The sequence below is a fragment of the Pseudocitrobacter corydidari genome (assembly GCF_021172065.1).
In the GTDB taxonomy this organism is placed as follows: domain Bacteria; phylum Pseudomonadota; class Gammaproteobacteria; order Enterobacterales; family Enterobacteriaceae; genus Pseudocitrobacter; species Pseudocitrobacter corydidari.
This window is the reverse complement of the sequence record NZ_CP087880.1, coordinates 2,077,682-2,093,195: the sequence shown is the minus strand read 5'-3', so window position 1 is coordinate 2,093,195 and position 15,514 is coordinate 2,077,682. Positions and strand designations below refer to the sequence as shown.

The following is a 15,514-nucleotide window of genomic DNA, read 5'->3' as shown; positions in this document are numbered from 1 at the left end:
GGGCGAATGAGTGCTTTAGAATCGCCAGCCCGCGTCGCGAAACCGGCGGGCTTTGCCCAGTGGCTTACGCGTATGAACGTTGCGCACGGGCGTAAATTGGTTATCGCGCTGCCGTTTATCTGGCTCATTTTGCTATTTTTGCTGCCATTTCTAACGGTATTCAAAATCAGCCTCGCCGAGATGGCGCGCGCGATCCCGCCGTATACGGATCTCATGTCGTGGGACGACGGGCAGCTTACGCTGTCGCTTAATTTCGGCAACTTCCTGCAATTGACCGACGATCCCTTATACATCGAGGCCTATTTCCAGTCGTTGCAGGTGGCGGCTATTTCGACGATCTTCTGCCTGCTGCTGGGCTACCCGCTGGCGTGGGCGGTCGCGCACAGTAAACCGTCGACGCGCAATATTCTGTTATTGCTGGTGATCCTGCCATCGTGGACGTCGTTTTTGATTCGCGTTTATGCCTGGATGGGCATCCTGAAAGGCAACGGCGTGCTGAGTAATTTTCTGCAATGGGCGGGCATTATCGACCAGCCGCTGGAGATCCTGCACACCAATCTCGCGGTGTATATCGGCATTGTGTACGCCTATCTGCCGTTTATGGTGCTGCCTATCTACACGGCGTTGACGCGGATTGATTACTCGCTGGTGGAAGCCTCGCTGGATCTTGGCGCAAGGCCGCTGAAAACCTTCTTCAGCGTGATTGTGCCGTTAACCAAAGGCGGAATTATTGCCGGATCGATGCTGGTGTTTATTCCGGCGGTGGGGGAGTTTGTTATCCCGGAACTGCTCGGTGGCCCGGACAGCATCATGATTGGCCGCGTGCTGTGGCAGGAGTTCTTTAACAACCGAGACTGGCCGGTGGCGTCGGCGGTGGCGATCGTCATGCTCCTGCTGCTGATTGTGCCGATTATGTGGTTCCACAAACATCAGCAAAAACAGATGGGAGAACACGGATGAACAACTTACCGGTCGTCCGCTCACCATGGCGAATTCTGATTCTGGTGTTCGGGTTCACGTTTCTGTATGCGCCGATGCTGATGCTGGTGATTTACTCCTTCAACAGCTCAAAGCTGGTGACGGTGTGGGCGGGGTGGTCAACGCGCTGGTACGGTGAACTGTTCCGCGATGATGCGATGATGAGCGCGGTCGGGCTTAGCCTGACCATTGCCGCCTGCGCGGCAACGATGGCGGCAATTCTGGGCACGATTGCGGCGGTGGTAATGGTGCGTTTTGGTCGTTTTCGTGGGTCCAACGGCTTTGCCTTTATGATAACCGCGCCGCTGGTGATGCCGGATGTGATCACCGGTTTATCGTTATTGCTGCTGTTTGTTTCGCTCGGTCACGCCATCGGCTGGCCGTCCGATCGCGGTATGCTCACCATTTGGCTGGCGCACGTCACGTTCTGTACGGCTTATGTGGCGGTGGTGATTTCGTCGCGGCTGCGCGAGCTTGACCGCTCGATTGAAGAAGCGGCGATGGACCTCGGGGCGACGCCGCTGAAAGTGTTCTTTATTATTACTTTGCCGATGATAATGCCAGCGGTGATCTCGGGCTGGCTGCTGGCGTTTACGCTCTCGCTGGACGATCTGGTGATTGCCAGCTTCGTCTCCGGGCCGGGGGCGACCACGCTGCCGATGCTGGTCTTCTCCAACGTGCGTATGGGCGTCAACCCGGAAATCAACGCCCTGGCGACGCTCATTCTCGCGGTAGTAGGAATTGTCGGATTTATCGCCTGGTACCTGATGGCGCGCGCAGAAAAACAGCGTACGCGTGATATCCAGCGTGCAAGACAAGGATAATCCTCTTAAAATTACGGAAGGTTGTATTCGGTTCCCTGCCAGTGGGGAACCGTTTTCACGGAAGACGACATCTTGGGATTCTTTGCTAAAACCAGCCGTTCACATGCCAGCTTAAACGTTCCTGCTCTGGTGCAGGTGGCGGCGCTCGCCATTATTTTGATCCGCTGCCTCGATCTGCTGATGATCTTCAACCTGCTGGGCCTGCGCGGGATCCTCGATTTTATCCATCGCAGCGTGCAAACCTGGAACCTGACGCTGGTGTTTCTGGCGAGTCTGATGCTGGTGTTCGTTGAAATCTGGTGCGCGTTTTCCGTAGTGAAAGGACGCAACTGGGCGCGCTGGCTCTATCTACTGACGCAAGTTATCGCTGCCAGCTACTTATGGGCCGCGTCGCTGGGTTATGGCTACCCGGAACTGTTCAGCATTGCCGGGGAATCAAAACGCGAAATATTTCGTTCGCTGGTGATGCAGAAAATGCCGGATATGCTGGTCCTGTTCCTGCTTTTTGTTCCGGCACACAGTCGGCGGTTTTTCCGCTTTCAATAACGGTGATACAATCGCCGCCCCTGAATTTCTGAAGGTCTTTGTATGCAGTGCGCACTTTATGACGCGGGTCGCTGTCGCTCCTGTCAGTGGATTGAACAGCCGGTAACCGATCAACTCACCGCTAAAATGAACGATCTCCACACGCTGCTGGCCGGGCAGGCGGTGGAGGCGTGGTGCGCACCCGTCAGCGGGCCGGAGCAGGGTTTTCGTAATAAAGCCAAAATGGTGGTCAGCGGCAGCGTGGAAAAACCGCTGCTGGGCATGCTGCACCGCGACGGCACGCCGGTTGACCTGACCGATTGCCCGCTGTATCCCGACTCGTTCGCGCCGGTTTTTGCCGCGCTCAAACCGTTCATCGCCCGCGCCGGGCTCACGCCCTATAACGTCGCGCGTAAACGCGGCGAGCTGAAGTATTTGCTGCTGACCGAAAGCCAGCGCGATGGCGGCATGATGCTGCGCTTTGTGCTGCGCTCAGAAAGCAAACTTGAACAGCTGCGCGCCGCGCTGCCTGCGTTGCAGGCGCAGTTGCCGCAGCTGAAAGTGATCACCGCCAATATTCAGCCGGTACACATGGCGATTATGGAAGGTGAGCAGGAGATCTTCTTTACCGAACAGCAGGCGCTGGCAGAAACGTTTAATGGCGTACCGTTGTGGATCCGTCCGCAAAGTTTCTTCCAGACCAACCCGACCGTGGCCAGCGCCTTATACGCGACGGCGCGCGACTGGGTGCGCGCGCTGCCGGTCACGCACATGTGGGATCTCTTCTGTGGCGTCGGCGGTTTTGGTCTGCACTGCGCGACACCGGAGATGACCCTCACTGGTATCGAAATTGCCCCGGAAGCCATCGCCTGTGCGAAGCAGTCTGCGGCACAACTGGGGCTCACTAAGCTCCAGTTTCAGGCGCTTGATTCCACGCAGTTTGCCACCGCCCAGGGCGACGTGCCCGAGCTGGTGCTGGTCAATCCGCCGCGTCGGGGTATTGGTAAAGCGCTGTGCGATTACTTAAGCCAGATGGCCCCGCCGTTTATTATCTACTCCAGCTGTAACGCCCAGACGATGGCGAAAGATATTGCCAGCCTGCCGGGCTACCGCATCGCGCGGGTTCAGCTGTTCGACATGTTCCCGCATACCGCCCACTACGAAGTGCTTACGCTGCTGGTAAAAAGCGGAAGTTAAACAAAATGTGAACTTTTGCCGGGCGGAAATCAGGTAAGCTTTATCTCAGAAGAGATGGAAAAGGCACTGATTGATGACGGCAAAACAGATCCTGCTGGTGGAAGACGATCGCGATATCGCCACGCTGCTGCAACTTAACCTTGAAGATGAAGGCTATACCATCGTCCATGAAGAGGACGGCGGCAGGGCGTTGCAGCGCCTGGAGCAGACGCAATGGGATATGGTTATCCTTGATTTAATGCTACCCAACGTCGATGGGCTGACCATTTGCCAGCGCATTCGCGAGCGCGGGCGCTATCTGCCGGTGATTATCATCAGCGCGCGCAGCAGCGAAACTGAACGCATTCTGGGCCTTGAAACCGGGGCCGATGATTATCTGGCAAAACCTTTCTCGGTGCAGGAGCTGGTGGCGCGGATTAAAGCGCTGTTCCGTCGTCAGCAGGCAATGGGGCAGGATGTGCAGCAAACCAGCGGCACTATTACCGCCCATGGGCTGGCGATCGACCCGCTTGCCCGTAGCGTGCGTTTACGCGGTAATCTGGTCGATCTTACTCCACGCGAATTTGATTTGCTGTGGTTCTTCGCCCGCCATCCGGGGCAAATTTTCTCGCGCCTTGATCTGCTGGAGCAGGTGTGGGGCTATCAGCATGAAGGCTACGAACACACGGTAAATACGCACATCAACCGCCTGCGCGTCAAAATCGAACATAACGCCGCCGAGCCGGAAATCATTCTGACCGTCTGGGGCAAAGGCTATCGTTTTGTTGGAGGCCCGGCATGAAAGCGAAACTGAGCCTCAGCCAGCGCTTAACGCTACTGTTTATTCTGCTGCTGGTACTGTGCGCAACCATCGCCGGGGCGGTGCAACTCTACAGCAGCATGCAGTTTGGTAACGCGATGGTGCAGCGGCTGTCGGCGAATCTGGCGCAGCAAATTGTGCGCAGCGAGCCGCTAATGGATGCGCAGGGCAGGGTGGATCGCAACACGTTAAAACCGCTATTTGACCGTCTGATGACCTTTAACCCCAGCGTGGAGCTCTATGTTATCTCGCCAGACGGCGAGATACTGGCCGATGCCGCGCCGCCAGGGCATATCAAACGCCAGCACGTCGCGCTCGCCCCCGTCGAACAGTTCCTGAATCAGGGTACGATGCCGGTGTATGGCGACGACCCGCGCAGCCCCGATAAACACAAAGTCTTCAGCGCCGCGCCGCTCCGTCAGGACGGTGAACTGCGCGGGTATCTGTACATCATTTTGCAGGGTGAAGAACTCAACGCGCTGGCGGAAAACGCCTGGCATAAAACCCTGTGGAGCACGCTGCTGTGGGCGCTGTTGTTGGTTGCAGGCGTCGGTGTATTGGTGGCGGTGCTGGTGCGTCAGTGGGTGACGCGCCCGGTGAATGCCTTAACGCGCGAGGCCAGCCGCATCGATCAGGACAGCATTAGCGCGATTAAACATCTGGCAGCCCAGCCAACGGTCGAAAAGCCGGGCGATGAAGTGGCGTTGCTGCGCAATACGTTTATCGAGCTGGCGCGCAAAATTGCCTCGCAGTGGGATGAACTGGCCGACAGCGATCGCCAGCGCCGTGAGTTTATCGCCAATATCTCACACGACCTGCGCACGCCGCTCACCTCGCTTTTAGGTTATCTCGAAACCCTGTCAATGAAAGCCGCTACGCTGACGCCAGAAGAATCCCGACATTATCTGGAGATCGCCCTGCGTCAGGGGCATAAAGTGCGTCACCTTTCGCAGGAGCTGTTTGAGCTGGCCCGGCTGGAGCATGGGGCGATTAAACCGCAGCGGGAGCGCTTTGCGCTGAGTGAACTGGTTTCCGATGTGGTGCAGAAATTTGATCTCTCCCTTGAGACGCGCCAAATCACCTTACAAACGGAGATCCCTGGGCATTTACCGTTGATCAACGCCGATCTCTCGATGGTGGAGCGGGTGGTGACCAATTTGCTTGATAACGCGATTCGTCATACGCCGCTGGGGGGAACGATCCGCCTGAAAATCTGGCAGCAGGAGGAACGGTTGCAGATGGAAGTGGCCGACAGCGGGCCGGGCATTGATGCGGCGGTGCGGGAACAGCTTTTTGTTCGCCCTTCGGCGCTCAGTCAGCAGGCGACGCGCGAGAAGCGCGGTGGGTTAGGTTTGCTAATCGTCAAAAAAATGCTGGAACTGCACGGTGGGGGTATTGGGCTGGAAGAATCGACGGGCGGGGCGTGTTTCCGGTTTTGGCTTCCGTGCGGGCGATAATTACCGGATGGTGGGGTTGTCTTATCCAGCCTACGGATGTGAATCCTTTGTAGGCCGGATAAGGCGCAGCCGCCATCCGGGGAGGAGCATTACTCAGGGAACCACTGATTGCTGATTTTCTGGTACGTACCGTCAGCTTTAATCGCTTTCAGCGCGCCGTTCAGTTTTTCCAGCAGGGCTTTGTTATCCGGACGAACCGCGATGCCAAGGCCCGTGCCAAAGTATTGCGGATCGGTCACTTTTTCGGTCGCCGCACCCAACTGTGGGTTGGTTTTCAGCCACTCGTTCACCACCGCGGTATCACCAAACACGCCATCGATACGGCCATTTTTCAGGTCGATAATCGCGTTCTGGTAGCTGTCATACGCCACGGTTTTCACTTCCGGATGCTTATCCATCAGGTATTTCTGGTGGGTGGTGCCGTTTTCCATCCCGATGCGTTTGCCTTTCAGGTCAGCGAAGGTTTTATAGGTATCTTTCTTCGCGATCACCAGTGCGGAGTTGGCGTAGTACGGCTCGGTGAATGCTACCTGCTTGCTACGTTCCGGGGTGATATCCATCCCGGAAATCACGGCGTCATATTTTTTGAATTTCAGCGCCGGGATCAGGCTGTCAAACGCGTGGTTAGTGAAGGTGCACTCTGCCTGCATCTGTTTGCACAGCGCTTTCGCCAGGTCGATATCAAAGCCGACAATCTGATTGCTGGCATCCATCGACTCAAACGGTGGGTAGGTTGCGGAGACGCCAAAGTTGATTTTATCTGCGGCGCTTGCGCCGGCGGCAAAGGTGGCAAGTAATGCGGCCAGAACTAACTTTTTCATCGGTAAGGCTCCCGTCTGTCAAAATTAAAAGATGCTGCCCTGCGTGTGGCATGAATATATCCTGCCTGTTTTTGAATTTATATGCAATAAAAATGATTTTTTATTTTATTGGTTACAAAAAAAAGCGGACAACTTATAAGGTTGCCCGCTCTATGATTGTGCCTTTATGCAATCACCGCCATCAATTTCTGCGCTCGAATGCCAGTGCTTTACGCTCAATCAGACGCATCAGCAACGTCAGCAGACCGTTGACGATAAGATAGACTACGCCCGCCGCGCCAAAGACCATCACGTCGTAGGTGCGACCATACAGCAACTGCCCGTGGCCCATCACTTCCATCAGCGTGATGGTGTAGGCCAGAGAAGTACTTTTGAAGACCAGCACCACTTCGTTCGAGTAGGAAGAGAGTGCGCGTTTCAGCGCGTACGGCAGCAGAATCGCCAGCGTATCTTTCTTGCTCATTCCCAACGCGCTACAGGATTGCCATTGCCCATCAGGAATGGCGCGGATCGCCCCGTAGAACAACTGAGTGGTATACGCGGCGCTGTTCAGCGACAGGGCGATTAACGCGCACAGCCACGGTTCAGAAAGTAAATGCCACAGCCCCGGATAATCCTGCAACGACGGGAACTGGCCCGGACCGTAGTAAATCAGGAAGATCTGCACCAGCAGCGGCGTGCCGGTAAACAGGGTGATATAACCGCGTACGATCCAGACCAGCACCGGCGTTTTCAGCGTCAGGATGATGGTAAAAATCAGCGACAGGATCAGCGCCACCGCAATTGACGCCACGGTCAGCGTCAGGCTGGTGTGCAGCCCTTTCATCAGTTCCGGTAAATACTCGAGCATCAGCCTGGTCTCCGTTCGAAGCGAGTGGTACGCAGGTCAATGCGTTTGAGGATGTACTGGCTGAGGAGGGTGATCACCAGATAAATCGCCGCCGCGACGATGTACCAGGTAAACGGCTCCTGCGTACGCGTGGCGATACTTTTGGTTTGCAGCATTAAATCGTTCACGCTAATCAGCGACACCAGCGCGGTATCTTTCAGCAGCACCAGCCACTGGTTACCAAGCCCCGGCAGCGCATGACGCCACATTTGCGGCATCACCAGACGGAAGAAAATCGCCGCTTTCGACAGCCCCAGCGCCTGGCCGGATTCCCATTGTCCAATCGGCACCGCTTTCAGCGCGCCGCGCAGGGTTTGCGAGGCATAGGCCGCATAAAGCAGCGACAGCGCAATCACGCCGCACAGGAACGGGCTAACGTCGAAGTTTTCGATCTGCATCTGCACCGGAATTTGTACCACGCCAAGGTTAAGCGTGAAGCCGTCCGACAGCATCAGCAGCAGCTGTGAGGAACCGAAATAGATAAACAGGACCACCAGAATTTCCGGCAGCCCACGCAAAATGGTCACGATAGCCGAGCCAATCCACGCGACAGGACGCCATTTTGCAGACTCCCATACCGCGAAGAACATCGCCAGCGCCAGCCCGATAACCAGAGCACAAACGGCAAGGCCGACGGTCATCCCGGCGGCGCTTGCTAATGGAAAAAATTCGTTCATCAGATCTTACTTCTGGAACCATTTGCTATAGATGGTTTGATAAGTGCCATCTTTTTTCACTTTTTCCAGGGCTGCGTTGAATTTCTGCTGCAGCTCGGTGTTGCCCTGACGAACCGCGATGCCAAGGCCGGTGCCGAAGTAGTCTTTATCCGTCACTTTATCGCCTATGGCCGCCAGTTTGTCGTTGGCTTTCAGCCATTCGTTCACCACCGCAGAATCACCGAAGACCGCATCAATACGACCGTTTTGCAGATCCAGCTTCGCATTCTGGTAGCTATCGTAAGGCACGGTGGTGATTTCCGGGTGTTTATCCATGATGAATTTCTGGTGAGTGGTGCCGTTCTGCACGCCCACTTTCTTGCCTTTCAGCGCATCAATGCTGGCGACTTTACCCTGCTGGCCAATAAACAGCGCTGAGTTGTCATAGTACGGAGTGGTGAAGAGAACCTGTTTTTCACGCTCTGGCGTGATGTCCATCCCGGCCATTACCGCGTCAACGCGACGGAATTTCAGGCTCGGGATCAGGCTATCGAAAGACTGGTTGGAGAAGGTGCAGGTGGCATCGATCTCTTTACACAGCGCGTTCGCCAGGTCGACGTCAAAACCCACAATCTTGTTGTTCGCATCCATCGATTCGAACGGAGGGTAGGACGCTTCGGTCGCGAAACGGATGGTCTGAGCTGCGCCAGCAGAAAGGCTTACGCTTGCGAGAAGTGCGGCAATCAGTACTTTTTTCATGGTCATTGTCCCGGGTCTCTTCAGTGAGAAAGGTAATTCTTAAACGCTTCAGTCTGTGGCTGGGTGAAGCAGCTGTTATCGCCCTGTTCGACGATATAGCCGTTTTCCATATACACCACGCGGCTGGCGGTTTTACGCGCCACTTCCACTTCGTGAGTGACGATCACCTGTGTAATGTTGGTTTCCGCCAGTTCGCGAATAATGCTGACGATCTGGGCGGTGATTTCCGGGTCGAGGGCCGCGGTCGGTTCATCAAACAGCAGAACCTGCGGTTCCATCATCAGCGCGCGGGCAATCGCCACACGCTGTTGCTGACCACCCGAAAGGTGCAGCGGATAACGATCGCTGTAAGGCTTCAGGCGTAAACGCTCGAGCAGTTTCTCGGCGCGCGCCATCGCGTTTTCTTTACTCAGGCCCAGCACGCGGCAGGGCGCTTCAATCAGGTTTTGCACAACGGTGAGATGCGGCCAGAGGTTGTACTGCTGGAACACCATACCGACGTTCTGACGCAGTTCGCGAATGGCTTTATCCGACGGCGCTTTCGCGAAATCAAAGTGATTACCGGCGATGTTCAGCGTGCCGGAGCGCGGCATCTCAAGGAGATTCAGCACGCGCAGCAGCGAGCTCTTACCCGCGCCGCTTGGCCCCAGCAGTACCAGTGTTTCACCCTGCGGGCACTCAAGCGTGATGTCGAACAGCGCCTGGTGCGCGCCGTAGAAGCAGTTAATGCCGTTTAATTTAATGCTCATCGATACTCGTCAAGATGCGTTAGCTGTAGGTACTTACCCTGAACGTGCGTTCAGCGGCTCACTCAGTTGCTGCGGTATCCGGAGGCTTAGGCAGAATAACCTTCTGCTCAACCCGGCTTTGCCCGCTCATTATGTAACGAAAATGTTGCTAAATTCTCGAAGGTTTTCAGCAATTGAGGCCGCAAATAGTACCTTTGACAGAATAGTTATGCAATATTTGTGCGTTAAAACTTAAATATAAACCAGCGTTACACTTAAAGTTAGCACAAAATGTTGGGTGGGCGAGGCGGGAGGCAGAAATGTCGGCATTCCTCACGGAATGCCAGACAATTTACCCATGTGACGGTTGATGCACGGGAGGGTTAGCGTTTTTCCAACGACTGGCGCAGCGTACCGGCTGGCGCATGTACGCTGCCGCCAAGGTAACGCACATCATCAATGGCCCAGCACTGGCCTTCGCGGATCATCAGCACTTCGTCCTGCCAGCTTTGCGTGCCCTGTTTGAGGCTGACGCGCAGAGGAATATTGCGCGCATCGGTATTAGGGATGGTCGATGCACTGGCGACGGTGGCGCTGTCTGCCGGCGTGGTGCGGCTGGAGAACGGATCGGACTGCAGCAGGGCGCTATGGCTGGCATCACTGCGGCTGTCATTTAGCACTTTCGCCAGATCGTCGCTCAGGTAAGGGCGCAGCGCCGCGAGGTCATTATTACGGTGCTGAATGCGATAATCGTAAAACTTTTGTGCCACGGCGTCCGGCCCGCCTTCCACGCAGGGCCCGCTTCGTGTACCAATATCTTTAAAGGCTGGCGTCACGGTGGTACAGGCGCTCAGCAGCATGACGCCAGGGAGAAGGAGTGCAAGAGTGGAGTAGCGCATAATTTTTCCTTTTAAGCAGCTCAACACATCCTCCTTCAAACGTGTCGTTTGTCCGATGCAGTCTGAAGGATTTGTGTATACGATTATGATGGAATCCCTTTCCAAGCATAGCGCATCGGTCCGATAATGGGAGAGGACAGTTTGCGCTAAGGCATTGAACGTTAAAAGAAGGAGTACAACGATGCAATTCTCAACCACCCCGACGCTGGAAGGCCAGACCATTGTGGAATATTGCGGCGTGGTCACCGGTGAGGCGATTCTCGGTGCCAATATCTTCCGCGATTTCTTCGCCGGCATTCGCGACATTGTGGGCGGTCGTTCCGGTGCCTATGAAAAAGAGCTGCGTAAAGCGCGTGAAATCGCGTTTCAGGAGCTGGGCGAGCAGGCAAAAGCGCTGGGCGCAGACGCCATTGTCGGCATCGACATCGATTATGAAACCGTCGGCAAAGACAGCAGCATGCTGATGGTGAGCGTCAGCGGTACAGCGGTGAAAACGCGCCGATGAAACGCTTCCTGACGCTGGCTTTACTCGCGGGGCTGCTGGTGGGCTGCGCGGGCGAAAAGGGCGTGATAGACAAAACCGGGTATCAGCTTGATACCCGTCACCCGGCGCAGGCCGCGTATCCGCGTGTGAAAGTGCTGGTGATTCACTACACGGCGGATGACTTTGACGTCTCTCTGGCGACGCTCACCGATAAACACGTCAGTTCGCATTATCTCATTCCTGACGTGCCGCCCGTGCACAACGGGAAACCGCGCATCTGGCAGCTAGTGCCGGAAGATAAACTCGCCTGGCACGCCGGTATCAGCTTCTGGCGCGGCGCAACGCGAATTAACGATACTTCCGTGGGTATTGAGCTTGAGAATCGCGGCTGGCAGAAAACGGCGGACGTGAAGCATTTTGCGCCGTTCTCACCCTCGCAAATTGAGGCGCTGATCCCGCTGGCGAAAGATATTATCGCCCGATACGACATCCAGCCGCAGAACGTGGTGGCGCACGCGGATATCGCCCCGCAGCGCAAAGATGACCCCGGCCCACTTTTCCCGTGGCAGCAGCTTGCCGCGCAGGGTATTGGTGCCTGGCCGGATTCGCAACGGGTCGCGTTTTACCTGAACGGACGCTCGCCGTATCAGCCCGTTGATACCGCCGGGTTGCTCGATCTGTTGTCGCGCTACGGTTACGAAGTGACGCCGGATATGACGCCAGCGCAGCAGAAAAGGGTAATTATGGCGTTCCAGATGCACTTCCGTCCGGCGTTGTGGAACGGCGTAGCAGATGCGCAAACTCAGGCGATAGCGGAAGCGTTGCTGGAGAAATATGGGCAGGGGTGATGGTTTTGCCGGGGGGGCTGCGCTTGCCCGGCCTACATTTACTGCACGTTGCAGGCCCGATGCGCCATCGGGCATTTTCACTTCTGGCGGTGCAGCTTCCCGTGATCTTCCAGCCACTCGGCGGTGCGCACGATACCTTCGTTCAGCGTCACAATCGGCGCGTAACCCAGCTCTTCTTTCGCGCGGGTGATATCCAGCGTGAAATCAAAGTTCAGCTTCGAAACGCCATAATGGGTGAGAGCAGGCTCTTTGGCAGATTTATTGCCAAAGCGTTCCATGCTGCGCGCCACCATATCCAGCATCGGGTAGGGCACGGAACGGATCCGGCACTTGATATCCAGCTCGTCAATTAAACGCTCAACGATGCTGCGCAGGGTGCGCGGTTCATCGTTGGTGATGTTATACGCGCGGCCAGAAGGCAGGCCGTCGCACTGCGGCTGGCTTGCCAGCCACATGGCATGCACCACGTTTTCGTAATAGGTCATATCGACCATCGCATGGCCGCCGCGCGGCAGCAGCACGCTGCCATAGTGGTGCATCATTTGCGCCAGACGCGGGATAAACACTTTATCGTGCGGCCCAAAAATGCTTTGCGGACGCAGAATGGTAAAGCGCGTGTTCGGGTTAGCCTGCGCCAGCAGTTGCACGACTTCTTCACCTGCCGCCTTGCTGCGGGCAAATTCGCAGGCAAAGCGGTGCGGACGAAAATCTTCTTTGATATCGCGATGGTGGTGATAATCGAAATAGAGCGATGGGGAAGAGATATGAATAAAGTTGCGCACGCCCCAGGCCACGGCCCATTCGCCCAGACGGCGCGTGGCGCGCACGTTAGCGAGGTCAAACGCTTCCTGGGTTCCCCACGGAGACGTAAAACTGGAGCAGTGCCACAGCGTGTCGACACCGGCGAGCATCACCTTTGCCTGAGAAGAGACCAGTTCCGTTAAATCGGCGTGGACGAACTCCGCACCCATTTTCTCCAGCAGTTTGCCCATCGCCTCATTGCGACCGCTCGCTCTGACGCTGATGCCCTTGTTGCGCAAATACTCGACGGCATTTCTGCCGAGCCCGCTGGTCGCGCCGGTAACCAGTACCTTCATATCAATCCACTGTATAAAAAGAATTTCGTGCGCATTTTTCCGTGAATTTCACTCTCATGCAATGGGAAACTAAGAAGAAATGAGCTTATGCCTCTTTTTTGCCCGTGATTTCTTCTGCAAGCCTGGCAATTCGCCGCGCCATACCGCGAAAAATGAACAGATGCGCGGGGATCATTAACAGCCAGTAGAGTAATCCTGGCATACCGTGTGGATGCCACCAGGCGCGAACGTCAAGTTCACGATGGTCGCCTTTATCCACCAGCGTAAAACTGAGTCGCCCCAAACCCGGCGCTTTCATACCAAACAGCAGTGAGAGTTGTTTCTCCGGCTCGACGATAATCACTTTCCAGCTATCGACATTATCACCCGTTTTCAGCCGCGCGTGCGCCGGGCGGCCTTTCGCCAGTTTATGACCCACCAGTAAATCCATCGCTGCACGGGTCTTCCACAGAATATTGCCAAAGAAATAGCCTTCGCGACCGCCCAGTCGATTCACCACCTGCCACAGTGCCGCCAGGCTTGCCGGGGTTTTTACCGTATAACCCGCCTGTTTGGCGAAATAGCCGTATTCGGGCCGCCAGCGGGCAAACGCATGTTCGTCGTAGCCCCAGTCACTAGAGTTCACCAGCTTCTTTTCCTCTTCCAGCGTCTGGCGCACGGCTTCATCAAACGTAATCAATTTTTGCGGGATCAACGCGCGAAGATCGCGATCGTCAGCCAGAAGATCGTGCTTTAAGCCCTGGATCAGCGCTTTTGCAATCGTTGGCGGCACAGAGGTGATCACATTTAAGAACCACACTGAGATCCAGCTTGTCGGGAAAGGGATAGGGATTAATGGGCGATGTCGGCCGCTCACCGCCATAAAGTGCTCAAACTGCTGCTGATAGGTCAGCTCTTCCGGGCCCGCCGCTTCTAAGACGCGATGCTCGGAGGCCGGATGCTCCAGCAACCCCGCCAGATAGACCAGCAGGTTTTCCAGCGCAATCGGCGTCGTGCGCGAGCGCACCCAGCGCGGCGGCGTCAGCACGGGCAGGTTGTAAACCATATCGCGCATCACTTCGAAAGCGGCAGAGCCCGCGCCGACGATGATCCCGGCGCGCAGTTCGGTCAGCGGAATGCCCGCTTCACGCAGAATATCTCCGGTCGCCTGACGAGCGCGCAGATGCTCCGATTGTTCGTGTGCGGGGGCCTGTAATGAGCTTAAAAAGATAATCTGCTTAACCGGAACCTGACGAAGCGCATCGCGCACGTTCAGCGCTACCTGACGCTCATGGGCGAGAAAATCACGGCTTTCGCCCATGCCGTGCACCAGGTAATAGAGCGTCTCCACGCCCTCAAGCAGGGCGGGAAGGGTAACGGGCCATTCCAGATCGAGCGAATGACAGCTCACGCCGGGAAGCTGCTGCTTTTCCAGACGTTCGATATGCCGTGCCGCCGCCCGCACGGTATAGCCGCGCGCGCTCAGTTCCGCCACCAGATGCTGGCCGATATACCCACTTGCACCGAGGACTAAAACGGTTTGCGGCACGTCACTCTCCTTATTGGGCTAAAAACGCTTTCCAGTGGCTGACCACGTCACTGAGTTGCTCACGGCTGACGTCGAGATGCGTCACCAGACGCACTACCGGCGAGGCGTTAATCAGCACATCACGTTCACGCATATACGCGCCCAGCGCCGCAGCCTGCGCGTCGCCCACGCGGACAAACAGCATGTTGGTGTCATGGCGCATCACGTCCGCGCCGATTTCTCGCAGTTGCTCTGCCAGCCAGGCAGCATTGTCGTGATCGTCCTGCAAACGTGCGACGTTATTTTTCAACGCATAAAGCCCGGCGGCGGCCAGAATCCCGGCCTGACGCATTCCGCCGCCGGTCATTTTACGCCAGCGCGTCGCACGCTTGATGTAGTCATGACTGCCGACCAGCAATGAACCGACGGGCGTGCCGAGACCTTTCGAGAGACAAATAGTGAACGAATCGCAATACTGTGCGATCTCTTTCAGTTCACAGCCGTATTCCACCACGGCGTTGAAAATGCGCGCGCCGTCGACGTGTAGCCCCAGCTTGCGCTCGCGGGTGAATTCCCACGCCTGGCGCAGATAGTCGCGCGGCAGCACTTTGCCGTTATGGGTGTTTTCAATGCTCAGCAGTTTGGTGCGTGCAAAGTGAATATCATCGGCTTTAATTTTCGCCGCGACTTTATCGAGCGGCAGTGTGCCATCTGCAGCGGCGTCAATCGGCTGCGGCTGAATACTACCCAGCACCGCAGCACCACCTGCTTCATACAGATAGTTATGCGCGCCCTGACCGACGATGTACTCCTCGCCGCGCTCGCAGTGGCTGAGCAGCGCCACCAGGTTCGCCTGGGTGCCGGTGGGTAAAAAGAGGGCGGCGTCCTTTCCGGCAAGACCGGCAGCGTAGCGCTGGAGTTCATTGACGGTAGGGTCGTCGCCATAAACGTCATCCCCGACCGGGGCGACCATCATCTCTTCGAGCATGGCACGGCTCGGCCGGGTAACGGTATCACTGCGTAAATCGATCATGACATTTCCTTGT

General features: G+C 56.3%; 17 protein-coding genes. 8 read left to right on the top strand and 9 right to left on the bottom strand.

Annotated features, from left to right (window positions below):
- The first annotated feature begins 6 nt into the window (after positions 1 to 6).
- The 6 genes from potH (at position 7) to G163CM_RS09690 (ending at position 5,780) form a co-directional block, all read left to right on the top strand.
- Positions 7 to 960 (top strand): putrescine ABC transporter permease PotH, encoded by a 954-nt coding sequence (potH, locus tag G163CM_RS09715; RefSeq protein ID WP_015965148.1) that lies wholly within the window; start codon positions 7 to 9, stop codon positions 958 to 960.
- Positions 957 to 1,802 carry a putrescine ABC transporter permease PotI gene (gene potI / locus G163CM_RS09710; RefSeq protein ID WP_231827860.1) on the top strand — a complete coding sequence of 282 codons (846 nt, stop codon included), beginning with the start codon at positions 957 to 959 and terminating at the stop codon, positions 1,800 to 1,802. Before potH ends, potI begins: the two co-directional genes overlap by 4 nt.
- A 21-nt stretch (positions 1,803 to 1,823) precedes the next feature.
- Positions 1,824 to 2,348, top strand: a complete 525-nt coding sequence (locus G163CM_RS09705; protein ID WP_051051043.1) for a YbjO family protein — start codon at positions 1,824 to 1,826, stop codon at positions 2,346 to 2,348.
- 42 nt (positions 2,349 to 2,390) lie between these two features.
- On the top strand, positions 2,391 to 3,524 hold the full coding sequence (rlmC, locus tag G163CM_RS09700) for a 23S rRNA (uracil(747)-C(5))-methyltransferase RlmC (protein WP_231827859.1): 1,134 nt from the start codon (positions 2,391 to 2,393) through the stop codon (positions 3,522 to 3,524).
- Between the two features lie 73 nt (positions 3,525 to 3,597).
- Positions 3,598 to 4,305 (top strand): response regulator transcription factor, encoded by a 708-nt coding sequence (locus G163CM_RS09695; protein WP_015965144.1) that lies wholly within the window; start codon positions 3,598 to 3,600, stop codon positions 4,303 to 4,305.
- A complete protein-coding gene (locus G163CM_RS09690) occupies positions 4,302 to 5,780 on the top strand; it encodes a sensor histidine kinase (RefSeq protein WP_231827858.1) in 1,479 nt (492 codons plus the stop codon). Before G163CM_RS09695 ends, G163CM_RS09690 begins: the two co-directional genes overlap by 4 nt.
- Before the next feature lie 89 nt (positions 5,781 to 5,869).
- On the opposite strand, the gene artJ is transcribed toward G163CM_RS09690, so the two are convergent.
- The 6 genes from artJ to G163CM_RS09660 form a co-directional block, all read right to left on the bottom strand.
- Positions 5,870 to 6,601 carry an arginine ABC transporter substrate-binding protein ArtJ gene (gene artJ / locus G163CM_RS09685; protein WP_108474629.1) on the bottom strand — a complete coding sequence of 244 codons (732 nt, stop codon included), beginning with the start codon at positions 6,599 to 6,601 and terminating at the stop codon, positions 5,870 to 5,872.
- A gap of 181 nt (positions 6,602 to 6,782) precedes the next feature.
- Complete coding sequence (gene artM / locus G163CM_RS09680) at positions 6,783 to 7,451, bottom strand: arginine ABC transporter permease ArtM (RefSeq protein ID WP_231827857.1); 669 nt, start codon at positions 7,449 to 7,451, stop codon at positions 6,783 to 6,785.
- Entirely contained in the window at positions 7,451 to 8,167 is a 717-nt protein-coding gene (artQ, locus tag G163CM_RS09675; protein ID WP_015965140.1) for an arginine ABC transporter permease ArtQ, read from the bottom strand. Before artQ ends, artM begins: the two co-directional genes overlap by 1 nt.
- Before the next feature lie 6 nt (positions 8,168 to 8,173).
- Positions 8,174 to 8,905, bottom strand: coding sequence for an arginine ABC transporter substrate-binding protein ArtI (gene artI, locus G163CM_RS09670; RefSeq protein ID WP_041686492.1), 732 nt, complete (start codon positions 8,903 to 8,905; stop codon positions 8,174 to 8,176).
- 20 nt (positions 8,906 to 8,925) lie between these two features.
- On the bottom strand, positions 8,926 to 9,654 hold the full coding sequence (gene artP / locus G163CM_RS09665) for an arginine ABC transporter ATP-binding protein ArtP (RefSeq protein WP_015965138.1): 729 nt from the start codon (positions 9,652 to 9,654) through the stop codon (positions 8,926 to 8,928).
- Positions 9,655 to 10,016: 362 nt separating this feature from the next.
- Positions 10,017 to 10,532, bottom strand: a complete 516-nt coding sequence (locus tag G163CM_RS09660) for a lipoprotein (RefSeq protein WP_041686281.1) — start codon at positions 10,530 to 10,532, stop codon at positions 10,017 to 10,019.
- Positions 10,533 to 10,713: 181 nt separating this feature from the next.
- Between G163CM_RS09660 and G163CM_RS09655 the strand changes: the two genes are divergently transcribed.
- On the top strand, positions 10,714 to 11,037 hold the full coding sequence (locus G163CM_RS09655; RefSeq protein WP_015965136.1) for a heavy metal-binding domain-containing protein: 324 nt from the start codon (positions 10,714 to 10,716) through the stop codon (positions 11,035 to 11,037).
- The gene (locus G163CM_RS09650) at positions 11,034 to 11,864 is read left to right on the top strand and encodes an N-acetylmuramoyl-L-alanine amidase (RefSeq protein ID WP_231827856.1); all 831 of its coding nucleotides are present in this window, start codon (positions 11,034 to 11,036) and stop codon (positions 11,862 to 11,864) included. Before G163CM_RS09655 ends, G163CM_RS09650 begins: the two co-directional genes overlap by 4 nt.
- A 77-nt stretch (positions 11,865 to 11,941) precedes the next feature.
- Here G163CM_RS09650 and G163CM_RS09645 read toward each other — a convergent pair whose 3' ends face one another.
- The 3 genes from G163CM_RS09645 to ltaE form a co-directional block, all read right to left on the bottom strand.
- Complete coding sequence (locus G163CM_RS09645; protein WP_231827855.1) at positions 11,942 to 12,961, bottom strand: NAD-dependent epimerase/dehydratase family protein; 1,020 nt, start codon at positions 12,959 to 12,961, stop codon at positions 11,942 to 11,944.
- Between the two features lie 85 nt (positions 12,962 to 13,046).
- Entirely contained in the window at positions 13,047 to 14,489 is a 1,443-nt protein-coding gene (locus G163CM_RS09640; RefSeq protein ID WP_231827854.1) for an SDR family oxidoreductase, read from the bottom strand.
- Positions 14,490 to 14,499: 10 nt separating this feature from the next.
- Positions 14,500 to 15,501, bottom strand: coding sequence for a low-specificity L-threonine aldolase (ltaE, locus tag G163CM_RS09635; protein WP_231827853.1), 1,002 nt, complete (start codon positions 15,499 to 15,501; stop codon positions 14,500 to 14,502).
- Between the last annotated feature and the right edge of the window lie 13 nt (positions 15,502 to 15,514).

Excerpts from the sequence above, each read along its gene's own strand:
- potH (WP_015965148.1), top strand. The coding sequence starts at position 7 with ATGAGTGCTTTAGAATCGCCAGCCCGCGTCGCGAAACCGGCGGGCTTT.
- potI (WP_231827860.1), top strand. The coding sequence starts at position 957 with ATGAACAACTTACCGGTCGTCCGCTCACCATGGCGAATTCTGATTCTG.
- rlmC (WP_231827859.1), top strand. The coding sequence starts at position 2,391 with ATGCAGTGCGCACTTTATGACGCGGGTCGCTGTCGCTCCTGTCAGTGG.
- G163CM_RS09695 (WP_015965144.1), top strand. The coding sequence starts at position 3,598 with ATGACGGCAAAACAGATCCTGCTGGTGGAAGACGATCGCGATATCGCC.
- G163CM_RS09690 (WP_231827858.1), top strand. The coding sequence starts at position 4,302 with ATGAAAGCGAAACTGAGCCTCAGCCAGCGCTTAACGCTACTGTTTATT.
- artJ (WP_108474629.1), bottom strand. The coding sequence starts at position 6,601 with ATGAAAAAGTTAGTTCTGGCCGCATTACTTGCCACCTTTGCCGCCGGC.
- artM (WP_231827857.1), bottom strand. The coding sequence starts at position 7,451 with ATGCTCGAGTATTTACCGGAACTGATGAAAGGGCTGCACACCAGCCTG.
- artQ (WP_015965140.1), bottom strand. The coding sequence starts at position 8,167 with ATGAACGAATTTTTTCCATTAGCAAGCGCCGCCGGGATGACCGTCGGC.
- artI (WP_041686492.1), bottom strand. The coding sequence starts at position 8,905 with ATGAAAAAAGTACTGATTGCCGCACTTCTCGCAAGCGTAAGCCTTTCT.
- artP (WP_015965138.1), bottom strand. The coding sequence starts at position 9,654 with ATGAGCATTAAATTAAACGGCATTAACTGCTTCTACGGCGCGCACCAG.
- G163CM_RS09660 (WP_041686281.1), bottom strand. The coding sequence starts at position 10,532 with ATGCGCTACTCCACTCTTGCACTCCTTCTCCCTGGCGTCATGCTGCTG.
- G163CM_RS09655 (WP_015965136.1), top strand. The coding sequence starts at position 10,714 with ATGCAATTCTCAACCACCCCGACGCTGGAAGGCCAGACCATTGTGGAA.
- G163CM_RS09650 (WP_231827856.1), top strand. The coding sequence starts at position 11,034 with ATGAAACGCTTCCTGACGCTGGCTTTACTCGCGGGGCTGCTGGTGGGC.
- G163CM_RS09645 (WP_231827855.1), bottom strand. The coding sequence starts at position 12,961 with ATGAAGGTACTGGTTACCGGCGCGACCAGCGGGCTCGGCAGAAATGCC.
- ltaE (WP_231827853.1), bottom strand. The coding sequence starts at position 15,501 with ATGATCGATTTACGCAGTGATACCGTTACCCGGCCGAGCCGTGCCATG.